The sequence below is a fragment of the Leptolyngbya sp. GGD genome (assembly GCF_026735145.1).
In the GTDB taxonomy this organism is placed as follows: Bacteria; Cyanobacteriota; Cyanobacteriia; order Leptolyngbyales; family Leptolyngbyaceae; genus Leptolyngbya; species Leptolyngbya boryana.
Genome location: NZ_JAPQKE010000003.1, coordinates 314,742 through 335,707 on the forward strand (window position 1 = coordinate 314,742; position 20,966 = coordinate 335,707).

Below are 20,966 nucleotides of genomic sequence, written 5' to 3' on the forward strand. Positions count from 1 at the left end.
GGTGCGATCGCTTATTCAAAACTGCGATCGCTTCGGTTTATGCAGTGTTCGTTAGATGTGTGAGATAAAACGAATAATATGCTGCGATCGCAGCACCCTTATACTAGAGATACCTTGGCATTCAGCAGATTGAGGCAGCGGGCGTATGGTTCAAGTTGTGATCAATCCAGCATCATTGTTGGAAACTGGGATTCGAGTGGAGAAGGTCGATCAACTGAATCTGTTCAAATTTACTGATGCGCTGCAAGATCGGTTAGAGGAATTGCTGGAAAAAAATGAAACGGGGGATCTGACCCCGGAAGAACAAGAGGAATTAACCGGAATTCAGGAGCTTGATCGCATTTTCACCTATCTCAACTCGCGGCTGATTGCTCAACAATGACTCTTAGTAAATTAACGAGACGCATTGTGCGCGAGCGAGGAAGGGATCGCTGCGAATATTGTCACTCTCCTGAACGAATTAGTACGTCTCGTTTCACGATCGATCATATTCAACCAAGATCGCTAGAGGGTTCTGACGATCTAGAGAATCTCGCGCTTGCTTGTAGTCGTTGTAATCAACGCCGATATAACTTCATTGTGGGTCACGATATAGAATCTGCTGAGACTGTATCTTTGTTCAATCCTCGACAACAGATTTGGGCAGATCATTTTATCTGGAGTGCGGATGGCACTCGAATTCTTGGAACAACACCAATCGGACGAGCAACTTGCTATCGCTTGGACATGAATGACGATCGCTACCAAGGAGAACGCTCAATTACGGAGGCGAGATCGCTGTGGGTCGAAGCAGGTTGGCATCCACCCAGTGATGATCCTCGGCAAGCTGATTGATGATGGGCTACGCTCTCTTAGAAATTCTGCGATCGCTGTCTACGATTTCTCATTTTGCAAGGGTTGGAGGGATTTTCAAAATTTCTCCAGGCTCTCAGCAAGCTCAATCTACTGTAATTCTCTGATGCAGTTCTCTGGCTCTCTGCCCCTGAGACATCCCCTAAGTTTTACAATTGAATCTGTGATGTATTGCGGATTGTCTCATGCAGGTCGCTTCTTCGATCGATACGGTTCCAGGACAGTATTGGAACTGGCGAAACGAGCCAGTTTACTATGTAAAGATGGGCGAACGAACCAATCGCCCCCCGCTGTTATTGATTCATGGGTTTGGAGCTTCGACCGATCACTGGCGCAAAAACGTGATCGGATTGAGTCAAGAATTTGAAGTTTGGGCGATCGACTTACTCGGATTTGGGCGATCGGCAAAACCAGACTGGAAATACAGCGGTGAACTATGGCGCGACCAGATTCATGAATTCGTCACTGAAGTCATCGGTGCGCCTGCCGTCGTTGCTGGAAATTCGCTCGGTGGCTATGTTGGACTTTGTGCCGCTTCCCAACGTCCCGAATCGTCAGCAGGATTAATTTTGATCAATAGTGCAGGTCCCTTTACCGATATTCAAGGCACAACCAAGCCTGATCCGATTCGCCAAGTCATGGGAAGCTTTGTGATGAGCTTATTTCACCAGGACTGGGCAAGTTGGTTGCTCTTTCAGTATGTGCGGCAGAAATCAACGATCCGAAAAACCTTAGAAAAGGTCTACTTAGATCAAACGGCAGTCACCGATCGCTTAATCGAGGAAATCCAACGCCCTGCCTTTGATCAAGGCGCAGATAAAGTCTTTGCATCAGTCTTCCGCACTCCACAAGGAGAAAAAGTCGATGTGTTGCTCGGACAACTAACGCGACCCTTGTTAATGTTGTGGGGAGAAGCTGACCCCTGGATTAACGCGCGCGATCGCGGTGCAAAATTCCGCAGCTATCATCCCCAACTGACCGAGCATTATTTGAATGCAGGACATTGTCCGCATGACGAAATTCCTGACCAAGTGAACGCACTGATTCGGACTTGGGTCACATCGGCAGTCAATTAAGCGATCGCAGCATCAATTCCAAAATCCCCAGAAAATCACCGTTCCGTTAATCAAGGATAACAGTGATTTTCTGGGAATTCTTTGTGATAATCAGCCTCACGCTAGCGCTCTACAACCATCACAACTTCCGACTTAAATCTCAATCACATTCACCCAGTCGCGATACGTCTCATTCCGATTTTCCGTTACCGCCGTCACCGCTTCACGCAGCTTATCCGTCACTGGACGATGCTTACTAAACTCAAACGTCTCAATGCGTTTCACAGGCGTTACCTTCGCTGCCGTTCCGCTTAAGAACACCTCATCCGCGATGAATAACTCTGACTTATCCACCGGACGTTCGATCGTTTTAATCCCCAAATCGCGCGCGATCGTCAACACACTATCCCGCGTAATCCCTTCCAAAATATCCTGGTCATATCCTGGCGTAATCAATTCCCCATTGCGCACCAAGAAAATATTCATTCCCGACGCTTCACTGACTTTGCCTTGCGAATTCAGCAAAATCGCCTCATCAAACCCACAAGACACCGCCTCTGTCTTCGCCAATGAAGACGTAATATAGGCTCCACTAATCTTGCCGCGCAACGGCAGACTGCGATCCTCCTGCCGATACCAAGAACTAATGCGGCAACTCACCCCATCCGGCGACAAATAATCCCCTAACTCCAGCCCATACACAAAGAAATCATGTTCAATATTGTGTAATCGCGGTGCGATCCCCAGATCCGAGGTATAGACAAACGGACGAATATAAAACGATGTTTTTGGCTGATTTTTCTTAACAAAATCCGTAATAATCGATTGGATCTTATCCGCAGGCAGCTCAAAATTCAGCAATCTTGCACTATTACTCAAGCGTTGACAATGGCGATCGAGGCGAAACAGCAAAATCTGATTTGGATTCTCTGGATTCGGAATCCCGCGTAATCCGCCGAACGCACCCGTTCCGTAATGCAGCGCATGGGTTGCGATCGACAAATTGGCATTCTCAAAAGGGAGAAATTGATTTTTGAAATAGGCGATGGGGAGGAAATTGTGCATGGGAGTGAGGATCAAAAACTAGAAAACGCGTCCCGATAAGACAGATTTCAAGATTACCTTGAAATTCGCGTTCTGGTTTGATTCACCTCCTGCTGAATCCTTTTCATCGAGGAGAAATTTTTATTTTGCCGCGTTCATCTCCTGACCTAACTATGGTTTAAATAAAACGTGGGCGATAATTCTCCACGATGAAAAATACATATGGCTTCTCACTCGCGATTTCAAATTCTGCTCCTGTCGCTACTTCCTCTTGTTCATCCGTCGCCTGCTCTCGCTCAGCGCGTTTTGCCAATTCCCCCACCTCAAGATTTACCCAGACCGCTACCGCCGCAGCCTTCTCCACCAGAACCCACTTCAACTCCACTTCCCCCACCTGATCAACTACTCCCGGGTCTAACTCCCCCCACTCCTGAACCTCCGGAGAATGTCTCAGACACGATTCAAATTAAACAAATTGAAATTGTCGGCAGTACTGTTTTTCGCCCGCAAGACTTCGCGGAGATTACTCGCAAATATGTCGATCGCAGGATCTCGTTTGCAGAATTGTTGCAAATTAGAACTGAAATTACTGAACTGTATATCAAACAAGGCTATGTCACCTCTGCCGCAGTTCTCCCACCTCAGGTTTTAACGGGTGGCACCGTCAAAATTCAAATCATTGAAGGTGCGATCGCGAGCATTGATGTCATCGGAACCCGTCGCCTTAATCCTGCTTATATCCGCAGCCGAATTGGGCTTGTGGCTCAAAAACCTTTGAATGTAAATCGGTTGCTAGAAGGCTTGCGGCTGTTACAGCTTGACCCCTTGATTGCTTCGATTTCAGCCGACTTGCAAGCAGGTACACGCCCAGGCACGAGTGTTTTACAAATTACGATCGCAGAAGCGAAAACGTTGACCCTCTCGCCTTTGCTCGATAATTCCCGTTCTCCGAGTGTCGGCTCGTTCCGCAGACAACTCGAAGTCTCGCAGGCAAATTTACTCGGCTTAGGCGATGGTCTTAGAGCTAGCTACACCAACACAGACGGAAGTAATGGCATTGATTTGAGCTATATTGTTCCATTCAATGCGCGCAACGGGACACTCCGACTAGCTTATGGCAGCAATCGCAGCCGAGTGATTGAGGAGCCGTTTGATATTTTGGAGATTCAAGCGCGATCGCGTTACTACGAATTGACGCTGAGACAGCCCATCGTTCAGCGCCCAACCAATGAGTTTGCGATCGGTTGGACGTTCTCGCGCCAAGAAAGCCAGACCGAGCTTGGTCTAGATAATATTGGACCTTTTCCCCTTTCTCCTGGCGCAGATGAACAGGGACGCACTCAAATTTCAGCCTTGCGCTTCTTTCAGGAATATGTACAACGCAGCGATCGCCAAGTTTTTGCCGCGCGATCGCAATTTAGCCTGGGCTTGAATTTCTTGAATTCAACCATCAACGAGCAAGCACCAGACAGCCGTTTTTTTGCTTGGCGAGGTCAAGCACAGTGGACAAGACTTTTAGCAAGAGACTCATTATTCCTAGTGCGAGGAGATATGCAACTTGCCGATCGTACACTCGTCCCTTTAGAACAAATTGGCGTGGGAGGACAAGAAACAGTTCGAGGATATCGACAAGATGCCCTGCTCACCGATAACGGTTTTTTGTTCTCGACCGAATTACGATTGCCGATTTTCAGACCGAGAAACGGACTGGTACAACTCACACCGTTTGTTGACCTAGGAACAGGCTGGAATCGCAGCGGAGACAATCCTGAAAAGAATACGCTCGTCGGAGCGGGTCTAGGGCTTTTGTGGCGGCAAGGAGAAAACTTTTCAGCGCGGATCGATTTTGGCTTTCCGCTCGTGTCGATCGAAAATGAGAAACGCACCTTACAAGAGAATGGAATTTATTTCTCGATTCGGTATAGCCCATCGTTTTAAGATGAAGAAAGATTTGAGAAAGGATGCAATCGGTGCAAGACATTTCAACAGATTCGAGAGAGCGATCGTGGTTCTATTGGTTTCTCCTCCCCATTTATCCCTATCGTCAGCGTCGAACCCTTAGAACTGAAGTTGTGAAAGATGCCGTTTGGACATTTGACCAGCTTCAAGGCATCTTTTATGTGGTCACACCGATTCGCATGACTGTGATTAAGCTCGATGAGGGTGGACTGTTAATCTATGCTCCGGTTGCCCTAACCCGCGAATGTTCAAGATTACTCGATGAGCTAGTCGCCCTACACGGCGAGGTAAAATACATTGTTCTGCCAACGATATCGGGACTAGAGCATAAAGTCTGTGTTCCGCCTTTTGCGCGTCGGTTTCCTAAAGCTCAAATCTATGTTCCACCGAGCCAATGGAGCTATCCAGCCAATTTACCTCTGACCTGGTTGGGATTTCCAAAGCAACGCACTCATGTGCTAGATGGGCAGAATGTTTCTTTTAGTAACCAATTTGAGTCTGCAACTCTCGGCCCGATTGGATTGGGACTCGGCCCCTTTGGAGAGATTGCATTGTTGGATAAAAGCTCACGCACCTTACTGGTGACAGATTCTGTTGTCTCAGTGCCAGAAGTTGCTCCAGAGATTATTCAGCTTGATCCTTATCCGTTGTTGTTTCATGCGCGTGAGACTGCTGTCGATCGCATCGAAGATACAGAAGCCAATCGTCTCAAAGGCTGGCAGCGCGTGGCATTATTTACATTTTACTTTCGCCCTAGTGCGCTGGATATCGCAGACTTAGCTCCTTCGGTTCGAGAAGCAATGAAAGCTCCCGATCGCTCAAAGAAAGCTCTATTCGGCTGGTATCCGTTTCATTGGAAAGCGGGCTGGCAGCGATCGTTTGAAGCATTACGCAAGCATCGCTTGGTCGTTGCTCCGATTTTGCAGCAATTGATCCTCAATCGTGAACCGCAAAAGGTGATGGATTGGGCAAATCAAGTTGCAAGCTGGAACTTTGAGCGGATTATTCCCTGCCACTTCGATGCTCCTATTCCAGCAGATGCACAAGAGTTTCGATCGGCATTTAGCTTTTTGGAAAAAGAGAGCGATCGAGTTTTACCAGATGAGGACTTTGAATTGCTCAGAGAAATCGAGCAGGGCTTAGTTCAAACGGGAGTAACACCGCCTGCGCAAGAGAAACTTTAGTTGCTATCGTAGCCCTAAGTTGGGTGAGGAGTGGGGAGTTATTTCCTTACTAGCTCCCTACGCCCTACTCCCCACTCTTTGAGCATCTCCATCTCAAACAGACTCGTCTCAACTCGTTCGACGCTGCGAATTGAGAACCGAATCCATCGACTTCGGACTACTGGGCTGATATTCTGGAACCAAAGTTTTGAGCAGCGATCGTAGTTTAGTAGCATTTTTCTGATACGCCGCTAAGAAAAGCTGATCCAACAATGGCTCTAGCTGCTCCCACGGTATCATTGCCTCTCGTGCTGCAAAAATCTTAGGATGACTCGTCGCCATTGAATTTCCGCTGATGAGTAGCTCCTCATATAACTTCTCGCCCGGTCGTAATCCCGTAATTTCAATATCAATATCTGCTCCGGGTACTAATCCACTCAGTTCAATCATCTGCACCGCCAGATCATAAATCCGCACAGGTTCACCCATATCGAGCAGAAAAACTTCACCACCCTGAGCCATTGCACCTGCTTGAATCACCAGCCGTGACGCTTCTGGAATCGACATGAAATAGCGCGTCATTTCTGGATGTGTCAGTGTAATCGGCTGACCTGCTGCAATCTGCTGTCGAAATCGGGGGACAACTGACCCGTTACTATTCAGCACATTACCAAATCGCACCATCACAAAGCGGGTTCGTGTTTTCGCCCGTGCCGCTAATGCTTGCAGTACTAATTCTGCAATCCGCTTCGTCGCACCCATCACATTGGTTGGACGCACAGCTTTATCCGTTGAGATCAAGACAAAAGTCTCAACTCTGCATTTTTCTGCGGTCTGTGCAGTCACCATTGTGCCATAGGCATTGTTGATGATTCCTTGCGCTGCATTGCTTTCAACCAAAGGAACATGCTTGTATGCCGCTGCATGATAGACCGTCTCAACTTGATGCTTCTCCAATACTTCCGATAAGCGATCGCCATCAGTGACCGAGCCTAAATAAGCAAAACGAGGCACATTGGGATACGTTTCTGCTAGCTCTGTTTCAATCGAATACAAAGCAAACTCATTCAGCTCATAGAGCACCAGAAGTCGAGGATTTTGCTGGGCAATTTGGCGGCAGAGTTCTGACCCGATCGAGCCGCCTGCTCCTGTCACCAGCACTGACTTATCAGTGATGTTAACTCGAAGTAGACTCGGATCGGGCAGAACTTCGGCGCGCCCGAGCAGATCAGAAATATCAACATTCCGAATTTTACCGATCGGCACATGACCTGCAACAATTTCACGCACCGAAGGAACTGTTTTGACCTTGACAGGCAATCCCTTCAAACTCTGAAGAATGCGACGCTTGTCTTGGGGACTCGCAGAAGGCACTGCCAGTAAAACCATCGTAATCTGGTACTGAGCAATCAGCGTTCTCAACAGAGTTGGACTGTAAATATGAGCGCGATCGAGCGATCTGCCATGAATTTCAGGATTGTCATCCACAAAAGCAATGACTTGGTATTCTGTTTCACGCAGCAGTGCCTGCGAAAGCTGAAATCCAGCCGACCCTGCGCCATAGATGATAATTCGCTGTGACGTTGAATAGGGCAGCGACTTATGGCGCTGACGAGATCGCACAGCAGCCGCATGAGTTGCCTGAGGTGCAGTATCGATCAGGACCAAAAAGCGCCGGATTGAGAACCGAATTCCGACTACTCCAATCCAAGTGATCAGCGCAGAAATAATTTGAACCGATCGAGGTAAAACCTGCACATGTAACAGGGTACTGAATGCAACCAGTCCCGCTTCGCTCAAAATGACTGCCTTTAGTGCCAACCATAAGATTTCTGCCCCTGTATGCCGTAACAGAGGTCGATACATGCCTAATAAATAAAATATGCAGAATTTAACCGGAACAGTTAGCGCAAGAGATGCTTGGTAATACCAGAATTGGTCAATCAAAGGGGAATCTTCAAACCGCAGATTGAGCGCAATACAGGCAGCAATTAGAAAGATGATACTGTCGCCTGCGAACAAAATATAGCGTCGCAAGCGGCGGGGCAATTTAAGCAAGCCTGTGATGAATTGAAGGAGTAATCCAGTTTGAAAGAGCCGAAGGAAAGCCGCCGAAACAGAAAGCTTTTCACGCATAAGGAATCTCGTTCTTTACTCAGTCGCGTAATGCAGGACGAAATCAACTCAAAGTTCGGTAGATGTGAGTCTTGATTTCAAAAACAACCCTGTCCGTTCGATCAACCTGGTAGAAAACGCCTTGATTAAACGTGAAAAATGTCGCTCTAATTCACTTTCTCAAATTCACATGCGTGCCATTAGGTACACCCATGCAAATTTTTAGTCTGTCTCCACATAATGCAAAGTATTACGTACACCCTTAGTGAAAATACTACCTTCTTGAAGTCTCGTACTTAAAGAAATGAGCAAGGAATCAAATCGTTTATAAACTAGAGATAAATTTCAAAATCTGATGGATGCACTCAAGTTTTCAAGTTTAGTTTGTCTAGCTTTTGATTTAGTGTAAACAAACTGATGATTCTCAGAAAAAGCGAAGTTAAAGCTTCATGAATCCTATTTAGATTAAACGAGCCTGAACGCGATCGCTAAGCGTTCAAACACGCAAATCTCAGACAGATTTTCTGGTAAATTACACGGCTATGACTTGCGCAAAATTTCAGGGTTATTACGGTAAAACTTGCGTCTAGACGTTCAAAACCGTTCAAGTTGCAGCAAGACCGCATATTTTCCAAGTACTTGTACGGATTAAGATCGAGATCGCTCCTGCGTATTCTCAAGGTGAAAATCGTAAAATCGTAGAGAGCGAGCGTCAGTATGTATCAATTTTTTTCCACTTCTGCGTGAACACTGAATCGTTCACCTTGCTCAGCGCGATCGCTGAATTGTTTTCAATAATACAGGTCAATAATATAAAGAAACAATAAAGATGCCCGAAATTGTACGGATGATCCACAGAGATCGGGGAAATTAGCTAATAGAAATCACTGAGGCGCAACATCAGCGTGTCGCAGTCGGTTCCCTGGATGTGATTAAGCAAAGCAAGCTGCCATGAAGTCAACGCATCAGGCTGTTAAAGTGTGTTTTACCCCAACCCTCAATCATGCTTCTCGCTTTCAAGCGTCTCGAAAGCCAGAGGTTGAAAGCAGGTGTCCCTCAAAGGTTTGGAGCGAGTTAAGTTGGTTCGGCGCGATCGCTCAGCAGAGTCAAGATTTAATCGGAGTCGTGTCCCTCGATCACGAGTGGATTTGTCTGAATCCGAGTGGAAAGACTTTACTTAAATTATTTGAGTTCAAGTTAGACGAAGCCCGGCAACAGGTTTGGAATGACACGATCTTGCCGAGACTTTATGAAGTTGGAGAGTGGCGAGGCAAGTTTGCACTCTTAAGATCGTCTGAACTGGTTTGGTTTGAAAGTCAGTGGTTTTTGATTCGCGATCGCGAAACCGATCAACCGATCGGATTTGCCACGATTAGTCACCCGATTGAAGCGCCGGAATCGACCCAAGAATCTCCGCAGCAGCAAACTCAATTTTTAGCAGATACCGCTCACGAATTGCGATCTCCCTTAACGGTGATTTCGACCTCGATCGATTTATTGCAAACGGCGACGGCTCCGCAGAGCGATCGTGCTCGCAAGCATTTTCAGCGAATTCGATCGAAGATCAAGCAGATGGCTCAGATGTTAGAAGATGTCCTAGTGCTGAGTCGGACAGAGCAGCCTGAATTTAAGGTCAGTCCGACCGAGGTGAACCCTGTACAAGTGTGTGCAGAACTGATCGAAGAAGCCCAGGCGAATACGTCTTGCCATGAGATTGTGTTTTCATCTGAAACGACGATGCCCGTGACCCAAATTGATGCCACTCTATTCCAGCGCATTGTCGTGAATTTGCTGTCGAATGGCATCAAGTATTCACCGAAAGGCGGCAAGATCGAATGCAATTTGCAAGTTCATTCCAGCCATCTGACCCTACAAGTTGCCGATCAAGGGATTGGCATTCCCGCATCTGAGCAATCGAAATTGTTTCAGTCGTTTTATCGCGCTCAGAATGCAAGCGCCATTCCCGGCACAGGTTTGGGACTCGCGATCGTCAAACGCTGCGTTGATCTCTTAGGAGGACAGATTGCGATTCAGAGCGCGGTTGGAGTGGGCACTTGCTTTACGGTGCAGGTTCCGATTTAAGGGTTTTGATCGTCAGCACTTGTGGTGGCGTAGCATCCGGGGGATAGAGAAAATCGAACTGTACGAGTCGTCGTTCTTGAGGTTGCATCTGCAAGGTGACAAGCGGCGCACCTTGTTGACCGCGACGTTGAACGAGGTGAACGTAATGAGTTTGGGGTAATCCTTGATCGTCGTTGAATCTCCAACGGACGGTGCCGCGAAAGTTCATCTGCGGTCCCGCAGGCTCAAGAAAGCGCAGTCCTTTGTCGGTGTCTTCTCGCTTCAGCGGGGTTTCGACCGTGAGAACAACGGTTTGAGGCTGGTCGCTGGTATTTTCCAGCGGCATCGTCAGACTATATTGAATGGCATAGTTCCCGTGGGCTTGATAGGCTGTATCAGGATAGCGGCGAATCATTTTAGCGCTTTGGTTTTGATTCGTGCCCAATGTGCCGCGATGCAGCGTGGCTAATCCATAAGAGAAGCCTGCCCCTGGTGCAGGAATGCTGAGAGAATCTCGGTTTGCATCTAAAATTCGTCCGTTCCATTGCGAGCCAACGGCGACCCCTGCAACTCGTCCGTAGATTAAAGTGCCTGTGGTTTCTTCGATCGGGGTTGGCGTTTTATCGCGTGGTCCTGACAGATCTGCTGTATTGAGCAATGCTTCCCATTCTTCGACCGTGGGTTCGCGTTCTGTGCTGTCGGGATTTTGTTTGGCAAACATGCCTAGGCTTGCAAGATACACTTCTCCAGTGCTGCGCAGTCTCATCAAGGACGATCGACCATTGAGCGGTGGGGTGAGCGGCTTCACAGGAATCGGCAAGTTCATTAACATCCGGCTTTCCCCGGGTGGGATCACAACTTGAGCCGGAAAGATATCTTGGCGTAATCCGCGCAGGACTTCCCCGACAGCGCGACTGCCGGGACCTGCGAAAGTTTTGCCATCGTCATTGGCGATCGCGGGATCGAGTGAAATAAACGGCGCATCAGGTTGGCTCAGATAGCTCGCAGCTTGGAGAATGTCGATCGTTACCGCGGTCTTGCCAGGATTGTGAGCAATCACACCGAGATAAAGCGTTCTCAAATCTTCTGGGGTGAGGGCTTTGGCAATGTGATGCGTGAAGATGTCAAATCTGCCGGAAAAGCTTTGATTGAGGTGCGCTGATGGAAATTGTTTGCCTGCTGCGGGAAATGTGGACAGTAAAATTCCTTCTTTTTGCACCACTTCTGGGCTGTTGCTGTTGAAGACGGGCACTGAATCTAATTCTCCCGGTAAAACGCGCATTTCTTGCGGTTCTACGATCGTTTGCTGTGGGGGAGGAGTGGGAGTCGGTGTCGGTGTCGGTGTAGGAGCGGGCGTTGCTTGTGACAAGATCAAACTGGAGAGAAGCGACAACATAAAGGAATTCAAGATCGAGAGCGGGATTGATCATACCGAAAAAGCGCGATCGCAGTTTGCTATTTGTCTCGTTGAATTCTTGACGATTTAGCGAAAAATGCGACTGAGATCGAGTACAAATCCGGGTAAAACGGTTTCGCCGGAGAGTGTGAGAGGGGATTGTAGCGTTTCAACAAGCTGACCTTGCCGATAAATTTTGACTTGTTCCGCTTGGGGGTCAATCAGCCAACCGAGGCGCACTCCATTGTCCATGTATTCCTGCATTTTGGCTTCTAAGTCTTCGATGTCGTCAGTGCGCGATCGTAGTTCAATCACAAAGTCAGGTGCGATCGGCGGAAAGCGTTCTTGCTGTTCTGAGGTTAGAGCATTCCAGCGATCGTGACTGACCCAAGCAACATCAGGCGATTTATTGGCTCCATTTGGCAACTTAAAGATCGTCGAAGAATCAAACACAACTCCTAAATCAGCCTGACGATTCCAAAGCCCAACATCAGTTGTTAGATCAGCATTCCGTTTTCCAGTTCTTCCTCCCACGGGTGGCGTAACAATTAGCGCTCCGGTAGCTGTGGTTTCAATTCGGAGGTTTGGATTCTGCTGACAGAACTTGTAAAACTCGTCGTCGGTCAGTTCGATCGTGGGACGGAGATTGATGACGATTGCAGTCATGGTATGCCTCGCTGAATCGATATTTTTAGAATGAGATTTCTGTGGGCAATTGTTATTGTCAGTTTTGCACAGGCAAGCTTTATATCAATCCATCGCACTGCGATCGAATGCGATCGAGAATGCTCAGAAAATCTTCAACGATTGCAGTGTGATTTGCTGAAGTCAAAATTGGAACGTGAATAAACACACAGGGTTGATTTAGTTGGCAATGCTCTAGATATTTCAAAACGGAATAGTAGAGATAGTTACAAACGTAATCTCCTGCATCATGACTAATTTCGGTGGTGGTCGTTCCTTCGAGCAGAGTTTCTAGATTCAAGCGCGATCGCAGAATTTCGCTCTGAAATCTGCCATTAGATTCGATCGATAACTTTTGGCGCGATTCTGCCATTCCACAGCAAATAATGCCAGCAGGATTAAGCGTTTGAATTTGGGCGATCGTGACTTTCGGTGCGAGTTCAAAATCGACTGGAATACTGCGTAGAAAATGACAGTCTTGGTGATCAGCGATCGCTTGAAGTAAATCATCCGATGAATTGGAGAGCTGGTGAGGCATCCAAGTCGAAAATGAGGTGAGGAGAATTTTCATCGTTCCAGATTGCTACTAGAATCTAAATATTAGATTGGAGGAATGAGCAATGCCCACGATCGCGGTCATCGATTACGATATGGGAAACTTGCACTCGGCTTGTAAAGGGCTAGATAACGCAGGTGCAACTACGATCGTGACGGACTCTGCCAAAGAAATCGAATCCGCAGATGCGGTCGTGCTTCCAGGGGTGGGATCGTTTGATCCGGCGATGCAGCATTTGCGATCGCGCGATCTCGTTCAGCCGATTAAAGATGTGATTGCGAGTGGTAAGCCTTTTTTAGGAATTTGTTTAGGCTTGCAAATCTTGTTTGAGTCGAGCGAAGAAGGCAAAGAAGCTGGATTGGGAATTGTGCCAGGAGTTGTTAAGCGATTTCATCATGAGCCTGATATCACGATTCCGCACATGGGCTGGAATCAATTAGAGTTCACTCAGCCAGATTGTGCCCTCTGGCAGCGCTTGGGTGAGAAGCCTTGGGTCTATTTTGTACATTCCTACTATGTTGAGCCGACTGATCCGAGCATTCGGGCAGCAACGATTACGCATGGAACGCAAACTGTGACGGCTGCGATCGCGAGAGATAATCTGATGGCAGTGCAGTTTCATCCAGAAAAATCCTCTACGGCTGGCTTGCAGTTGCTCTCGAACTTTGTTGAGCTAGTGAATCAACGTCAGCTATTGCAGGTATGAGTTTGCGAATTTACGGCAATCGATCTCTGAAAACGCTTCCAGGACAGGCGACTCGTCCAACGGTAGCGCGGGTGCGCGAGGCAGTGTTTAACATTTGGCAAGGTACGATCGATCAGTGTCGTTGGCTCGATCTGTGTGCTGGAAGTGGTTCGATGGGGGCGGAAGCTCTATGTCGAGGAGCTTCGATCGTAGTTGGGATTGAACAATCTCCCAAAGCTTGTGCTGTGATTGAGCAAAATTGGAAACAAGTTGCTAAGCCAGATCAGTCTTTTCAATTGTTACGAGGGGATGTCGTCAAACAACTCAATCGCTTACAAGGGCAACAGTTCGATCGAATTTATTTTGATCCGCCTTATGCGAGCGATTTGTATGTTCCGGTCTTACAGTTGGTCGAGCAACTGAATCTACTTGCTCCCCACGGTGAGTTTGCGATCGAGCATAGTCCTGAGTATGAGTTACCAGATTCGGGATTTTCGATCGTTCGCCAGAAACGCTACGGTAACACTGCACTAACGTTTTATCAGCTATGAATTGGAAGCTTGTGACGTTGTTTGTTCTGACTGCTGCGCTGCCTGCCACGGCACTTCCCCCGCCAGAAGATTTGCCTGAGGAAGTGGCGCGAACTGAGATTATTACAGAAGCGCGATCGCCGATTGATAACAAACGACTGACGGCTGCTGAATATGCTGATCTTCAGGCTCAACTTCAACAACGTCCGCCTGAAAATCCGCGCAATCAGGTTTCTCCGGGACTGAGAAAAACGATCGGGCTTTTGCGGTTACGGAAGTTTATTAGAACGGTTTTTCCGTTTATCCCAATTCGCTAACCATCCGGAAACTGCCAGCAAGCGATATGTTCGACCTGCTTGCTTCCACATTGACAAGGTTCGGGCTTGGATGCAACCCATTCATAGTCACAGTCTCGACAATGACAGAGAATGTTATGTCGATCGGCTTCTGCAATTGCTATCTGCCATTGATGCAATTCATCGGGTTTCAGTTGCCGTGGAATCTCTGGCATTGCGCTCTCCTGTTGCAAAAGCAGAAGCAGTTTCAAGACTATACTCCTACTTTTTCGCCAAATTTCAAAGTTCTCGATCGTAAGGTCATCTCAAAGGTGAGCGATCGCTTGTGTTTTATCCCCGTTGTAGAGACTCAAGCGCCTGAGCAACATCAAACTCTATGTCTGCGATAGAGCCTTGATGCTACCGTCCGAGTATTAATGTCCACCCTAATCTTGTCCTTTACTGAACCAATCATGAAACGGATTCTTTCTCTCACTCTGATCTTTACTCTTGTGCTTCCACTCATTGCCTGTAGTGGAGAGCAGAAATATTATCGCTCTCGGAGTGGGACTAAGCCCATGCCGGAACGCTCAAAGTAACCTTGAGTTGAATGGTCTAAGCCATGACTTCGAGAACTGTACATAGGAAACCCTGACATCCTCCCTGTATCGCCATCGGAATCTAGCGTTTTCCCGTTGCCAGAATTCAGCAGAAATCCCCTCTACTGTTCAGACAATAAAGGGGATTTCTCTCCATCTGTTTGGGCAAGCCCTTTCCAGGAGTAGTTATGTAGAAGTTGACTTTCTGCTCTAAATATACCCTCAAGTCCCAAACCTCTTAACATTCCACGCTCAATAAGACTTTCATATTTAGGATCAACTTCTATTGTCTTTCTTTGATCAGTGCTGCTTTCTAAAATTGGAACAGGACGAACTGACCATCGGTTTCAGACCCGTTATCAGGAGTAAACTGCGTGATTAGTGAGAGAGCAGTCTCTTGCTCGTTTTATAGTCTCTATCTATACCGATGACAAATCTTTCAATTCTCAAAACGATCGACTTGTCTTGGCTCTAACCTTTTGGCAAACCTCTCAGGTGTTTCGCTCCTGCTTCGGTTTGCCAAAGAAAATTACGCCTGATGCTAAACCGCTAAGAACCGCTGTACCACCTCATTACTCAACTCACTCGTCGATCCAGAAGCCACAATCCCACCCTTCTGCATCGCATAGTACCAATCCGCCTGACGCACAAAATGCAAATGCTGCTCAACCAGCAACACCGAAATCCCAGTCGTCTCAATAATCCGCCGCACCGCAGCTTCAATCTCCAGAATAATCGACGGCTGAATCCCCTCCGTCGGCTCATCTAGCACCAGCAACCGCGGTTGACCCATCAAAGCCCGCGCGATCGCTAACTGCTGCTGTTGCCCACCGCTGAGATCCCCGCCCATCCGAGCCAGCATCGTCTTCAACACTGGGAACAACTCAAAAATCTCATCCGGAATGTCAGCCGTACGCTTCTTCGGTGGCAACGCCTCCATCCCCAACATCAAATTCTCCTTCACCGTCAGCCGAGGAATCACCTCCCGACCCTGCGGCACATAGCCAATCCCCAACCGGGCACGCTGATCCGGAGTCTTCATCGTAATCGCCTCACCACCCAGATCGATCGTTCCTCGGCGCGGCTTCAGCAACCCCATAATCGACTTCAAAAGCGTCGTCTTTCCCACCCCATTGCGCCCAATCAGACAGACCATCTTGCCCGGATGCACCGTCATATCCACATCCCGCAAAATATGACTCTCGCCATAGTACACATTCAATCCCGACACCTGAAGCATCGGAACCGCAATGTCCATTCCCATTGGTTCTAACGTTGTATTCGTCATAGTAAATTACGCAGCGTGATCTTCTTGTTGCCCTAGATATACTTCAATGACTCGCGGATCGTTTTGTACCTCATCCATCGAACCCTCACACAGCACACTGCCTTGATGCAGCACTGTGACTTTACGAGCAATCTGTCTGACAAACTCCATATCGTGTTCGATCACAATAATCGAATGACTCTCTGCCAGCGCTAGTAACAGATCCCCCACCTTCTCGGTTTCTTCATCCGTCAACCCGGCAACTGGCTCATCAACTAACAGCAAATCTGGAGACTGAGCCACTAACATGCCAATCTCTAACCGCTGCTTCTCGCCATGAGACAGCAACGCTGCCTTAATATCCGCTTTGAGATCTAGCCCGATCGTTTCCAGCAGCCCAGACACCGTTCGCCGTTCCGCAGCCGGAGTTTTTCCAACGATCGCATTCCAGATATTCTTATCGCGCGTACAAGAAAGCTCCAAATTCTCACGCGGAGTCAAATTTAGATACACCCTCGGCGTTTGAAACTTTCGCCCCACACCTAACCGCGCAATCTGGTGTTCTTTGAGACCTTTTGTGTTTCGACCTTGAAAGTAGACCGTTCCAACCGTCGGCTGCACCTTCCCAGTAATCGTATCCAAAAAGGTCGTTTTTCCGGCTCCATTCGGTCCAATCACCACCCGCAACTCGCCCGTATCCAGGTCAAAATTCAGGTCATTGATCGCCTTAAAGCCATCAAAACTAACGGTCAGATTTTCGATTTGCAAGATTTTCTCGCTCATATTGCACTTCCGGATCTTCTTCTAAACTTGGGTAGGTCATCAGGTAGCGTTTGCCAAGAATTCGCGATCGCACAAGCTCTAAGCCTTCATTGCGAATCCAGCCCACCAATCCACCCGGCAGCACCGTCACAACTGTGAGGAACAATGCACCTTGGAAAAAATACCAAACCTGGGGAAACTGTTCACTCAGCACGCTCTTAGCAAAGTTCACAATCAAAGCACCCAAAATCGCGCCGACTAAACTCGCCCGACCGCCGACTGCCACCCAGATCACCATCTCGATCGAGAAAGCAATGTCCATCGACTTGGGCGAAATGATCCCAGACTGCACCGTGAACAATGCACCTGCGACCCCCGCAAGTCCCGCAGAAATCGCAAACACCAATACCTTAAATGCCGTCGGGTCATACCCAGAAAATCGCAAGCGCGGTTCATCATCCCGAACTGCAACCAGTAACCGTCCCAATCGACCACTCGTGAGCCATCGACACAGTGCATAAGCGCCCACCAGCAACCAGACCGTCAGCATGTAGAACACCCACTGCACCTCGGGCGAACCTACCGCTTGTCCAAAAATAGTCGCCGTATCCGTCTTCAATCCATTCGTTCCATTGATCAACTTTTGCTGACCATTGAAGAAGTTGAAAAATACGATCAAAGCCGCTTGCGTCAAAATCGAAAAGTAAACGCCCCGAATCCGATTTCGGAACACCAGATAGCCTAGCACTGCCGCCACGACCGTCGGCAACAAGACGATCGCAAAGACCGTAAACGGCAGCGAGTAAAACGGCAACCAAAAAGCTGGCAGTTCAGTGACGCCATAGAGACTGAAAAATTCAGGAAGTTGTCCGGCGGGAATTTGCAACTGCAAATACATTGCCAAACTATAGCCACCGAGCGCAAAAAACAATCCGTGACCCAAGCTCAAAATGCCAGTGTAGCCCCAGATTAAATCAATCCCTAACGCCACAATTGCTAACGCTAAAAACCGCCCGAGCAAATTCACGCGAAAGGCTTGACCCACGCCGACTAACAAAGGCGGAATCACAAAGATCAGCAAGAGCGCGATCGCAATCACAAGTCCAACTTCAATTGCAAACGATTTCGTTTTCCACCAAGGAATTTCCCTTTTCACAACGTCATCCTCTTTTTAAGCATCCACCGTTCGACCCTTTTGCGGGAACAGTCCAGCCGGGCGGAACTGTAGAAACACAATAATTAATGCAAAGACCATCACCTTTGCCATGCTGATCGTTGAGAAGAACCGAAAGAATTCAGCCAACGGCGGAAAGAAACTAAACGCATCGACTAACAAGTTCGAGCCAATAATATAGTTCGCGGTTCCGATCGCCAGTGCTGCGATAATGCTACCGACTAACTTACCAACCCCACCCACGACGACCACCATAAAGGTATCGACGATGTAGTTCTGTCCCGTATTAGGACCAACTGATCCGAGCAAACTCACCGCACATCCTGCGACTCCAGCTAGCCCAGACCCGATCGCAAATGCCAAAGCATCCACTTTCTGCGTCGGAATTCCGAGACAAGCACTCATGCTGCGATTCTGCGTGACCGCACGAATTCGCAAGCCCCAGGACGTTTGATTTAAAAACCAATACACGCCAAACAAACACGCGATCGTCAAGACAATAATAAAAATCCGAGCATAGGAAAGCTGTGTGTCCGCGATCGACAATCCACCCCGCAACCATCGCGGAGCCGTCACATCCACGTTTTGCGCGCCAAACCACGGTTTGGTCATCAGCAGCCCATACGCTTGACCTAAATAATTTCCGAGCGAGAGCGCGATCCCAGCCGAGATCGGCAGTAAAAGCGCGATCGCCCACCCTCGAAATTGCTCAAAATTCGGGCGTTTTGCTAAAAACCACAGTCCCCCGAAGAAGAACGCACAGAAGACAATCAGCCCAACTACAAATTGCCAACTCACACTGCGAACCAACTGCTGCAAGATCAAGCTCACACCCCACGTTGCCAGCAGCGTTTCCAGCGGTCGCCCATACAAATATCGAATCACCCCACGCTCTAGCACCACGCCAAATATGGCAGTCACAATAAACGCTGCGATCAAAGCAACAAAAATATAGGCATCAAACCAAATGCCACCCAACGGCTTCAGGGCATTTTGCACCACAAAAGTTGTGTAAGCGCCGAGCATCATTAACTCACCGTGCGCCATGTTGATCACACCCATGAGTCCAAAGACGATCGCCAGTCCCAATGCTGCAAGTAACAGTACTGAACCTAGGCTTAGCCCACTGAACAATCCATTCAAAAGTCCTGATAGCAAAATCTCCTCCAAGTCGGTATGACAGAAATGAGGAAGTAGGGAGTGAGGAGTGGGGAGTGGGAAACGGAATCGTACAATTCTTTCCCTACTCCCTACTCCCCACTCCCTACCTCTGTGACATGAGACAGAGCCATCAATCCCTAGGTTGTCAGCTTGAACTTCCCACCTTTCGCCGGATCAGACCAATCACAGGAGAAGCCTTTCGTTTCTGCAACAAACTGATTCCAAGGCAACGGTTTCACCGCTTCCTTGCCTTCGGAAACAATCTTGAACAGCGCATCATCTCCAACTTCACCAATCCGGACAAACTTCGACAAGTGGTGGTTCGAGTTCATGGTGACTTTTCCTTCGGGTGCATCGAAGGTCTGACCATACGCGGCTGCTTTCACTTTATCGAGATCATCAGCGGTTCCTGCTTTCTCAACGGATTGCTTCCACAGATAAACCATGATGTAAGCAGCTTCCATCGGGTCGTTCACGACTCGATCGTTGCCATACTTCGCCTTGAATGCTTGCACAAACTTTTGGCTAGCAGGTGTATTCACCGTTTGGAAGTAGTTCCATGCTGCATAGTGACCTTTGAGGTATTCAACCCCGATCGCTTTAACTTCTTCTTCTGCAATACTCACCGACATCGAAGGATACTTGTCAGGTGTCAAGCCAGATGCTTGCAGCTCTTTGAAGAATGCAACGTTCGTGTCGCCGTTCAAGCTGTTGTAGATCACGCCGCCATTCGGAAGCGCTTGCTTGATTTTGTCTACAACCGATTTGACTTCGGTGTTGCCTAAGGGAATGTAGTCTTCCCCTTTCACCGTTCCGCCTTGAGCTGCTAACTGAGCTTTGATGATCGTATTTGCAGTTCTGGGGAAGACATAGTCTGAACCCACCAAGAAGAACTCTTTGCCCTTGTTCTGCAACAACCATTCGACCGAAGGTTCGATCTGTTGGTTGGGAGCAGCACCCGTATAGAACACATTGTTAGAGCATTCTTGCCCTTCATACTGCACGGGATACCAGAGCAAGTGTTTTTTCGATTCAAACACAGGCAGTACCGCTTTCCGGCTTGCTGAAGTCCAGCAACCAAAGACCGTTGCCACCTTGTCTTGATCGATCAATTTCTTCGCTTTCTCAGCAAAGGTTGGCCAATCCGAGTTGCCATCTTCAACGACCGCTTCGATCTGCTTGCCTAACACACCGCCCGCTTTGTTGATCTCCTCGATCGCTAATTGCTCAGCATCGACGACACTCTTTTCAGAGATCGCCATCGTGCCAGAGAGCGAGTGCAAGATTCCCACCTTGATCGTGTTGCCCGATGCTGCGGTATTGGCAGCAGGAGAAGCAGCAGGAGAAGAACCTGAACTTGAACCCGTTGAAGCTGTGGGCGCTCCGCACGATTTCAACAAAATACTCCCTGCAAGAGTGGAGCCAAAAACAATAAATTCACGCCGTCCGAATGAGTTTGTCATAGTCCAAAGTAGTGACGTATTGAACCAAGCAAGAGCGATCGAACAATCCAAAAAAGATTGGCTCTGCGAAGGAGCGAGTCGCAGAGATGTCGCGATTTCAAGCTTCAGTAATATCTCTGAAATACTAGGGCTTGTGTTCTGGCAAGAATTGTATTGAGGACTACA

The 20,966-nt window shown here is 48.1% G+C and carries 21 protein-coding genes; 10 read left to right on the forward strand and 11 right to left on the reverse strand.

The genetic code is table 11. The features are described from left to right. The first annotated feature begins 145 nt into the window (after positions 1 to 145). The 3 genes from OU814_RS16400 to OU814_RS16410 all read left to right on the forward strand — a co-directional run bounded on the left by OU814_RS16400 (position 146) and on the right by OU814_RS16410 (position 1,928). Positions 146 to 382 (forward strand): hypothetical protein, encoded by a 237-nt coding sequence (locus OU814_RS16400; RefSeq protein ID WP_268184340.1) that lies wholly within the window; start codon positions 146 to 148, stop codon positions 380 to 382. Continuing rightward, positions 379 to 834: an HNH endonuclease gene (locus OU814_RS16405; protein WP_268184343.1), complete on the forward strand. Its 456-nt coding sequence runs from the start codon at positions 379 to 381 to the stop codon at positions 832 to 834. The genes OU814_RS16400 and OU814_RS16405 overlap by 4 nt, the downstream gene beginning before the upstream one ends. A 203-nt stretch (positions 835 to 1,037) precedes the next feature. Continuing rightward, complete coding sequence (locus OU814_RS16410) at positions 1,038 to 1,928, forward strand: alpha/beta fold hydrolase (protein WP_268184345.1); 891 nt, start codon at positions 1,038 to 1,040, stop codon at positions 1,926 to 1,928. A gap of 132 nt (positions 1,929 to 2,060) precedes the next feature. Here OU814_RS16410 and OU814_RS16415 read toward each other — a convergent pair whose 3' ends face one another. Then, positions 2,061 to 2,972, reverse strand: coding sequence for a branched-chain amino acid transaminase (locus OU814_RS16415; RefSeq protein WP_017287799.1), 912 nt, complete (start codon positions 2,970 to 2,972; stop codon positions 2,061 to 2,063). Positions 2,973 to 3,173: 201 nt separating this feature from the next. Between OU814_RS16415 and OU814_RS16420 the strand changes: the two genes are divergently transcribed. Then, positions 3,174 to 4,889, forward strand: coding sequence for a ShlB/FhaC/HecB family hemolysin secretion/activation protein (locus OU814_RS16420; protein ID WP_268184348.1), 1,716 nt, complete (start codon positions 3,174 to 3,176; stop codon positions 4,887 to 4,889). Positions 4,890 to 4,912: 23 nt separating this feature from the next. Further along, positions 4,913 to 6,094, forward strand: a complete 1,182-nt coding sequence (locus tag OU814_RS16425; protein ID WP_268184350.1) for a DUF4336 domain-containing protein — start codon at positions 4,913 to 4,915, stop codon at positions 6,092 to 6,094. A gap of 108 nt (positions 6,095 to 6,202) precedes the next feature. On the opposite strand, the gene OU814_RS16430 is transcribed toward OU814_RS16425, so the two are convergent. Then, positions 6,203 to 8,209 carry a polysaccharide biosynthesis protein gene (locus OU814_RS16430; protein ID WP_268184352.1) on the reverse strand — a complete coding sequence of 669 codons (2,007 nt, stop codon included), beginning with the start codon at positions 8,207 to 8,209 and terminating at the stop codon, positions 6,203 to 6,205. 930 nt (positions 8,210 to 9,139) lie between these two features. On the opposite strand from OU814_RS16430, the gene OU814_RS16435 reads away from it, so the two are divergent. Continuing rightward, positions 9,140 to 10,270 (forward strand): sensor histidine kinase, encoded by a 1,131-nt coding sequence (locus tag OU814_RS16435; protein WP_268184354.1) that lies wholly within the window; start codon positions 9,140 to 9,142, stop codon positions 10,268 to 10,270. Here OU814_RS16435 and OU814_RS16440 read toward each other — a convergent pair. From OU814_RS16440 to OU814_RS16450, 3 genes are all read right to left on the reverse strand, one after another. Next, on the reverse strand, positions 10,248 to 11,645 hold the full coding sequence (locus tag OU814_RS16440; protein WP_268184356.1) for a DUF3370 domain-containing protein: 1,398 nt from the start codon (positions 11,643 to 11,645) through the stop codon (positions 10,248 to 10,250). The two genes, OU814_RS16435 and OU814_RS16440, sit on opposite strands and share 23 nt — an antisense overlap. An 87-nt stretch (positions 11,646 to 11,732) precedes the next feature. Beyond that, a complete protein-coding gene (locus OU814_RS16445) occupies positions 11,733 to 12,311 on the reverse strand; it encodes a Uma2 family endonuclease (RefSeq protein WP_268184358.1) in 579 nt (192 codons plus the stop codon). A gap of 79 nt (positions 12,312 to 12,390) precedes the next feature. Then, a complete protein-coding gene (locus OU814_RS16450; RefSeq protein ID WP_268184360.1) occupies positions 12,391 to 12,900 on the reverse strand; it encodes a pyroglutamyl-peptidase I family protein in 510 nt (169 codons plus the stop codon). 49 nt (positions 12,901 to 12,949) lie between these two features. Here OU814_RS16450 and hisH point away from each other — a divergent pair, with 49 nt between their 5' ends. From hisH to OU814_RS16465, 3 genes are read left to right on the forward strand one after another with little or no spacing between them, the layout of a single operon-like run. Beyond that, complete coding sequence (gene hisH / locus OU814_RS16455; protein WP_017287807.1) at positions 12,950 to 13,591, forward strand: imidazole glycerol phosphate synthase subunit HisH; 642 nt, start codon at positions 12,950 to 12,952, stop codon at positions 13,589 to 13,591. Continuing rightward, positions 13,588 to 14,121 (forward strand): 16S rRNA (guanine(966)-N(2))-methyltransferase RsmD, encoded by a 534-nt coding sequence (rsmD, locus tag OU814_RS16460; RefSeq protein WP_268184363.1) that lies wholly within the window; start codon positions 13,588 to 13,590, stop codon positions 14,119 to 14,121. Before hisH ends, rsmD begins: the two co-directional genes overlap by 4 nt. Beyond that, positions 14,118 to 14,417, forward strand: coding sequence for a hypothetical protein (locus tag OU814_RS16465; protein ID WP_268184366.1), 300 nt, complete (start codon positions 14,118 to 14,120; stop codon positions 14,415 to 14,417). Before rsmD ends, OU814_RS16465 begins: the two co-directional genes overlap by 4 nt. Here the strand turns inward: OU814_RS16465 and OU814_RS16470 are convergent. Next, positions 14,414 to 14,611 (reverse strand): hypothetical protein, encoded by a 198-nt coding sequence (locus OU814_RS16470; RefSeq protein WP_190649844.1) that lies wholly within the window; start codon positions 14,609 to 14,611, stop codon positions 14,414 to 14,416. The two genes, OU814_RS16465 and OU814_RS16470, sit on opposite strands and share 4 nt — an antisense overlap. Positions 14,612 to 14,623: 12 nt before the next feature. Between OU814_RS16470 and OU814_RS16475 the strand changes: the two genes are divergently transcribed. Then, complete coding sequence (locus OU814_RS16475) at positions 14,624 to 14,785, forward strand: hypothetical protein (RefSeq protein ID WP_268184369.1); 162 nt, start codon at positions 14,624 to 14,626, stop codon at positions 14,783 to 14,785. A 730-nt stretch (positions 14,786 to 15,515) separates the two neighbouring features. Here OU814_RS16475 and urtE read toward each other — a convergent pair. From urtE to urtA, 5 genes are all read right to left on the reverse strand, one after another. Then, positions 15,516 to 16,262 carry an urea ABC transporter ATP-binding subunit UrtE gene (gene urtE / locus OU814_RS16480; protein WP_017287811.1) on the reverse strand — a complete coding sequence of 249 codons (747 nt, stop codon included), beginning with the start codon at positions 16,260 to 16,262 and terminating at the stop codon, positions 15,516 to 15,518. 6 nt (positions 16,263 to 16,268) lie between these two features. Next, on the reverse strand, positions 16,269 to 17,024 hold the full coding sequence (gene urtD, locus OU814_RS16485; RefSeq protein ID WP_268184372.1) for an urea ABC transporter ATP-binding protein UrtD: 756 nt from the start codon (positions 17,022 to 17,024) through the stop codon (positions 16,269 to 16,271). Then, the gene (urtC, locus tag OU814_RS16490; protein WP_017287813.1) at positions 16,984 to 18,159 is read right to left on the reverse strand and encodes an urea ABC transporter permease subunit UrtC; all 1,176 of its coding nucleotides are present in this window, start codon (positions 18,157 to 18,159) and stop codon (positions 16,984 to 16,986) included. Before urtC ends, urtD begins: the two co-directional genes overlap by 41 nt. Positions 18,160 to 18,174: 15 nt before the next feature. Next, positions 18,175 to 19,335, reverse strand: coding sequence for an ABC transporter permease subunit (locus OU814_RS16495; RefSeq protein WP_268184375.1), 1,161 nt, complete (start codon positions 19,333 to 19,335; stop codon positions 18,175 to 18,177). A gap of 140 nt (positions 19,336 to 19,475) precedes the next feature. Continuing rightward, a complete protein-coding gene (gene urtA / locus OU814_RS16500) occupies positions 19,476 to 20,801 on the reverse strand; it encodes an urea ABC transporter substrate-binding protein (RefSeq protein WP_026148586.1) in 1,326 nt (441 codons plus the stop codon). Positions 20,802 to 20,966: the final 165 nt, after the last annotated feature.

Excerpts from the sequence above, each read along its gene's own strand:
- OU814_RS16400 (WP_268184340.1), top strand. The coding sequence starts at position 146 with ATGGTTCAAGTTGTGATCAATCCAGCATCATTGTTGGAAACTGGGATT.
- OU814_RS16405 (WP_268184343.1), top strand. The coding sequence starts at position 379 with ATGACTCTTAGTAAATTAACGAGACGCATTGTGCGCGAGCGAGGAAGG.
- OU814_RS16410 (WP_268184345.1), top strand. The coding sequence starts at position 1,038 with ATGCAGGTCGCTTCTTCGATCGATACGGTTCCAGGACAGTATTGGAAC.
- OU814_RS16415 (WP_017287799.1), bottom strand. The coding sequence starts at position 2,972 with ATGCACAATTTCCTCCCCATCGCCTATTTCAAAAATCAATTTCTCCCT.
- OU814_RS16420 (WP_268184348.1), top strand. The coding sequence starts at position 3,174 with ATGGCTTCTCACTCGCGATTTCAAATTCTGCTCCTGTCGCTACTTCCT.
- OU814_RS16425 (WP_268184350.1), top strand. The coding sequence starts at position 4,913 with ATGCAATCGGTGCAAGACATTTCAACAGATTCGAGAGAGCGATCGTGG.
- OU814_RS16430 (WP_268184352.1), bottom strand. The coding sequence starts at position 8,209 with ATGCGTGAAAAGCTTTCTGTTTCGGCGGCTTTCCTTCGGCTCTTTCAA.
- OU814_RS16435 (WP_268184354.1), top strand. The coding sequence starts at position 9,140 with ATGAAGTCAACGCATCAGGCTGTTAAAGTGTGTTTTACCCCAACCCTC.
- OU814_RS16440 (WP_268184356.1), bottom strand. The coding sequence starts at position 11,645 with ATGTTGTCGCTTCTCTCCAGTTTGATCTTGTCACAAGCAACGCCCGCT.
- OU814_RS16445 (WP_268184358.1), bottom strand. The coding sequence starts at position 12,311 with ATGACTGCAATCGTCATCAATCTCCGTCCCACGATCGAACTGACCGAC.
- OU814_RS16450 (WP_268184360.1), bottom strand. The coding sequence starts at position 12,900 with ATGAAAATTCTCCTCACCTCATTTTCGACTTGGATGCCTCACCAGCTC.
- hisH (WP_017287807.1), top strand. The coding sequence starts at position 12,950 with ATGCCCACGATCGCGGTCATCGATTACGATATGGGAAACTTGCACTCG.
- rsmD (WP_268184363.1), top strand. The coding sequence starts at position 13,588 with ATGAGTTTGCGAATTTACGGCAATCGATCTCTGAAAACGCTTCCAGGA.
- OU814_RS16465 (WP_268184366.1), top strand. The coding sequence starts at position 14,118 with ATGAATTGGAAGCTTGTGACGTTGTTTGTTCTGACTGCTGCGCTGCCT.
- OU814_RS16470 (WP_190649844.1), bottom strand. The coding sequence starts at position 14,611 with ATGCCAGAGATTCCACGGCAACTGAAACCCGATGAATTGCATCAATGG.
- urtE (WP_017287811.1), bottom strand. The coding sequence starts at position 16,262 with ATGACGAATACAACGTTAGAACCAATGGGAATGGACATTGCGGTTCCG.
- urtD (WP_268184372.1), bottom strand. The coding sequence starts at position 17,024 with ATGAGCGAGAAAATCTTGCAAATCGAAAATCTGACCGTTAGTTTTGAT.
- urtA (WP_026148586.1), bottom strand. The coding sequence starts at position 20,801 with ATGACAAACTCATTCGGACGGCGTGAATTTATTGTTTTTGGCTCCACT.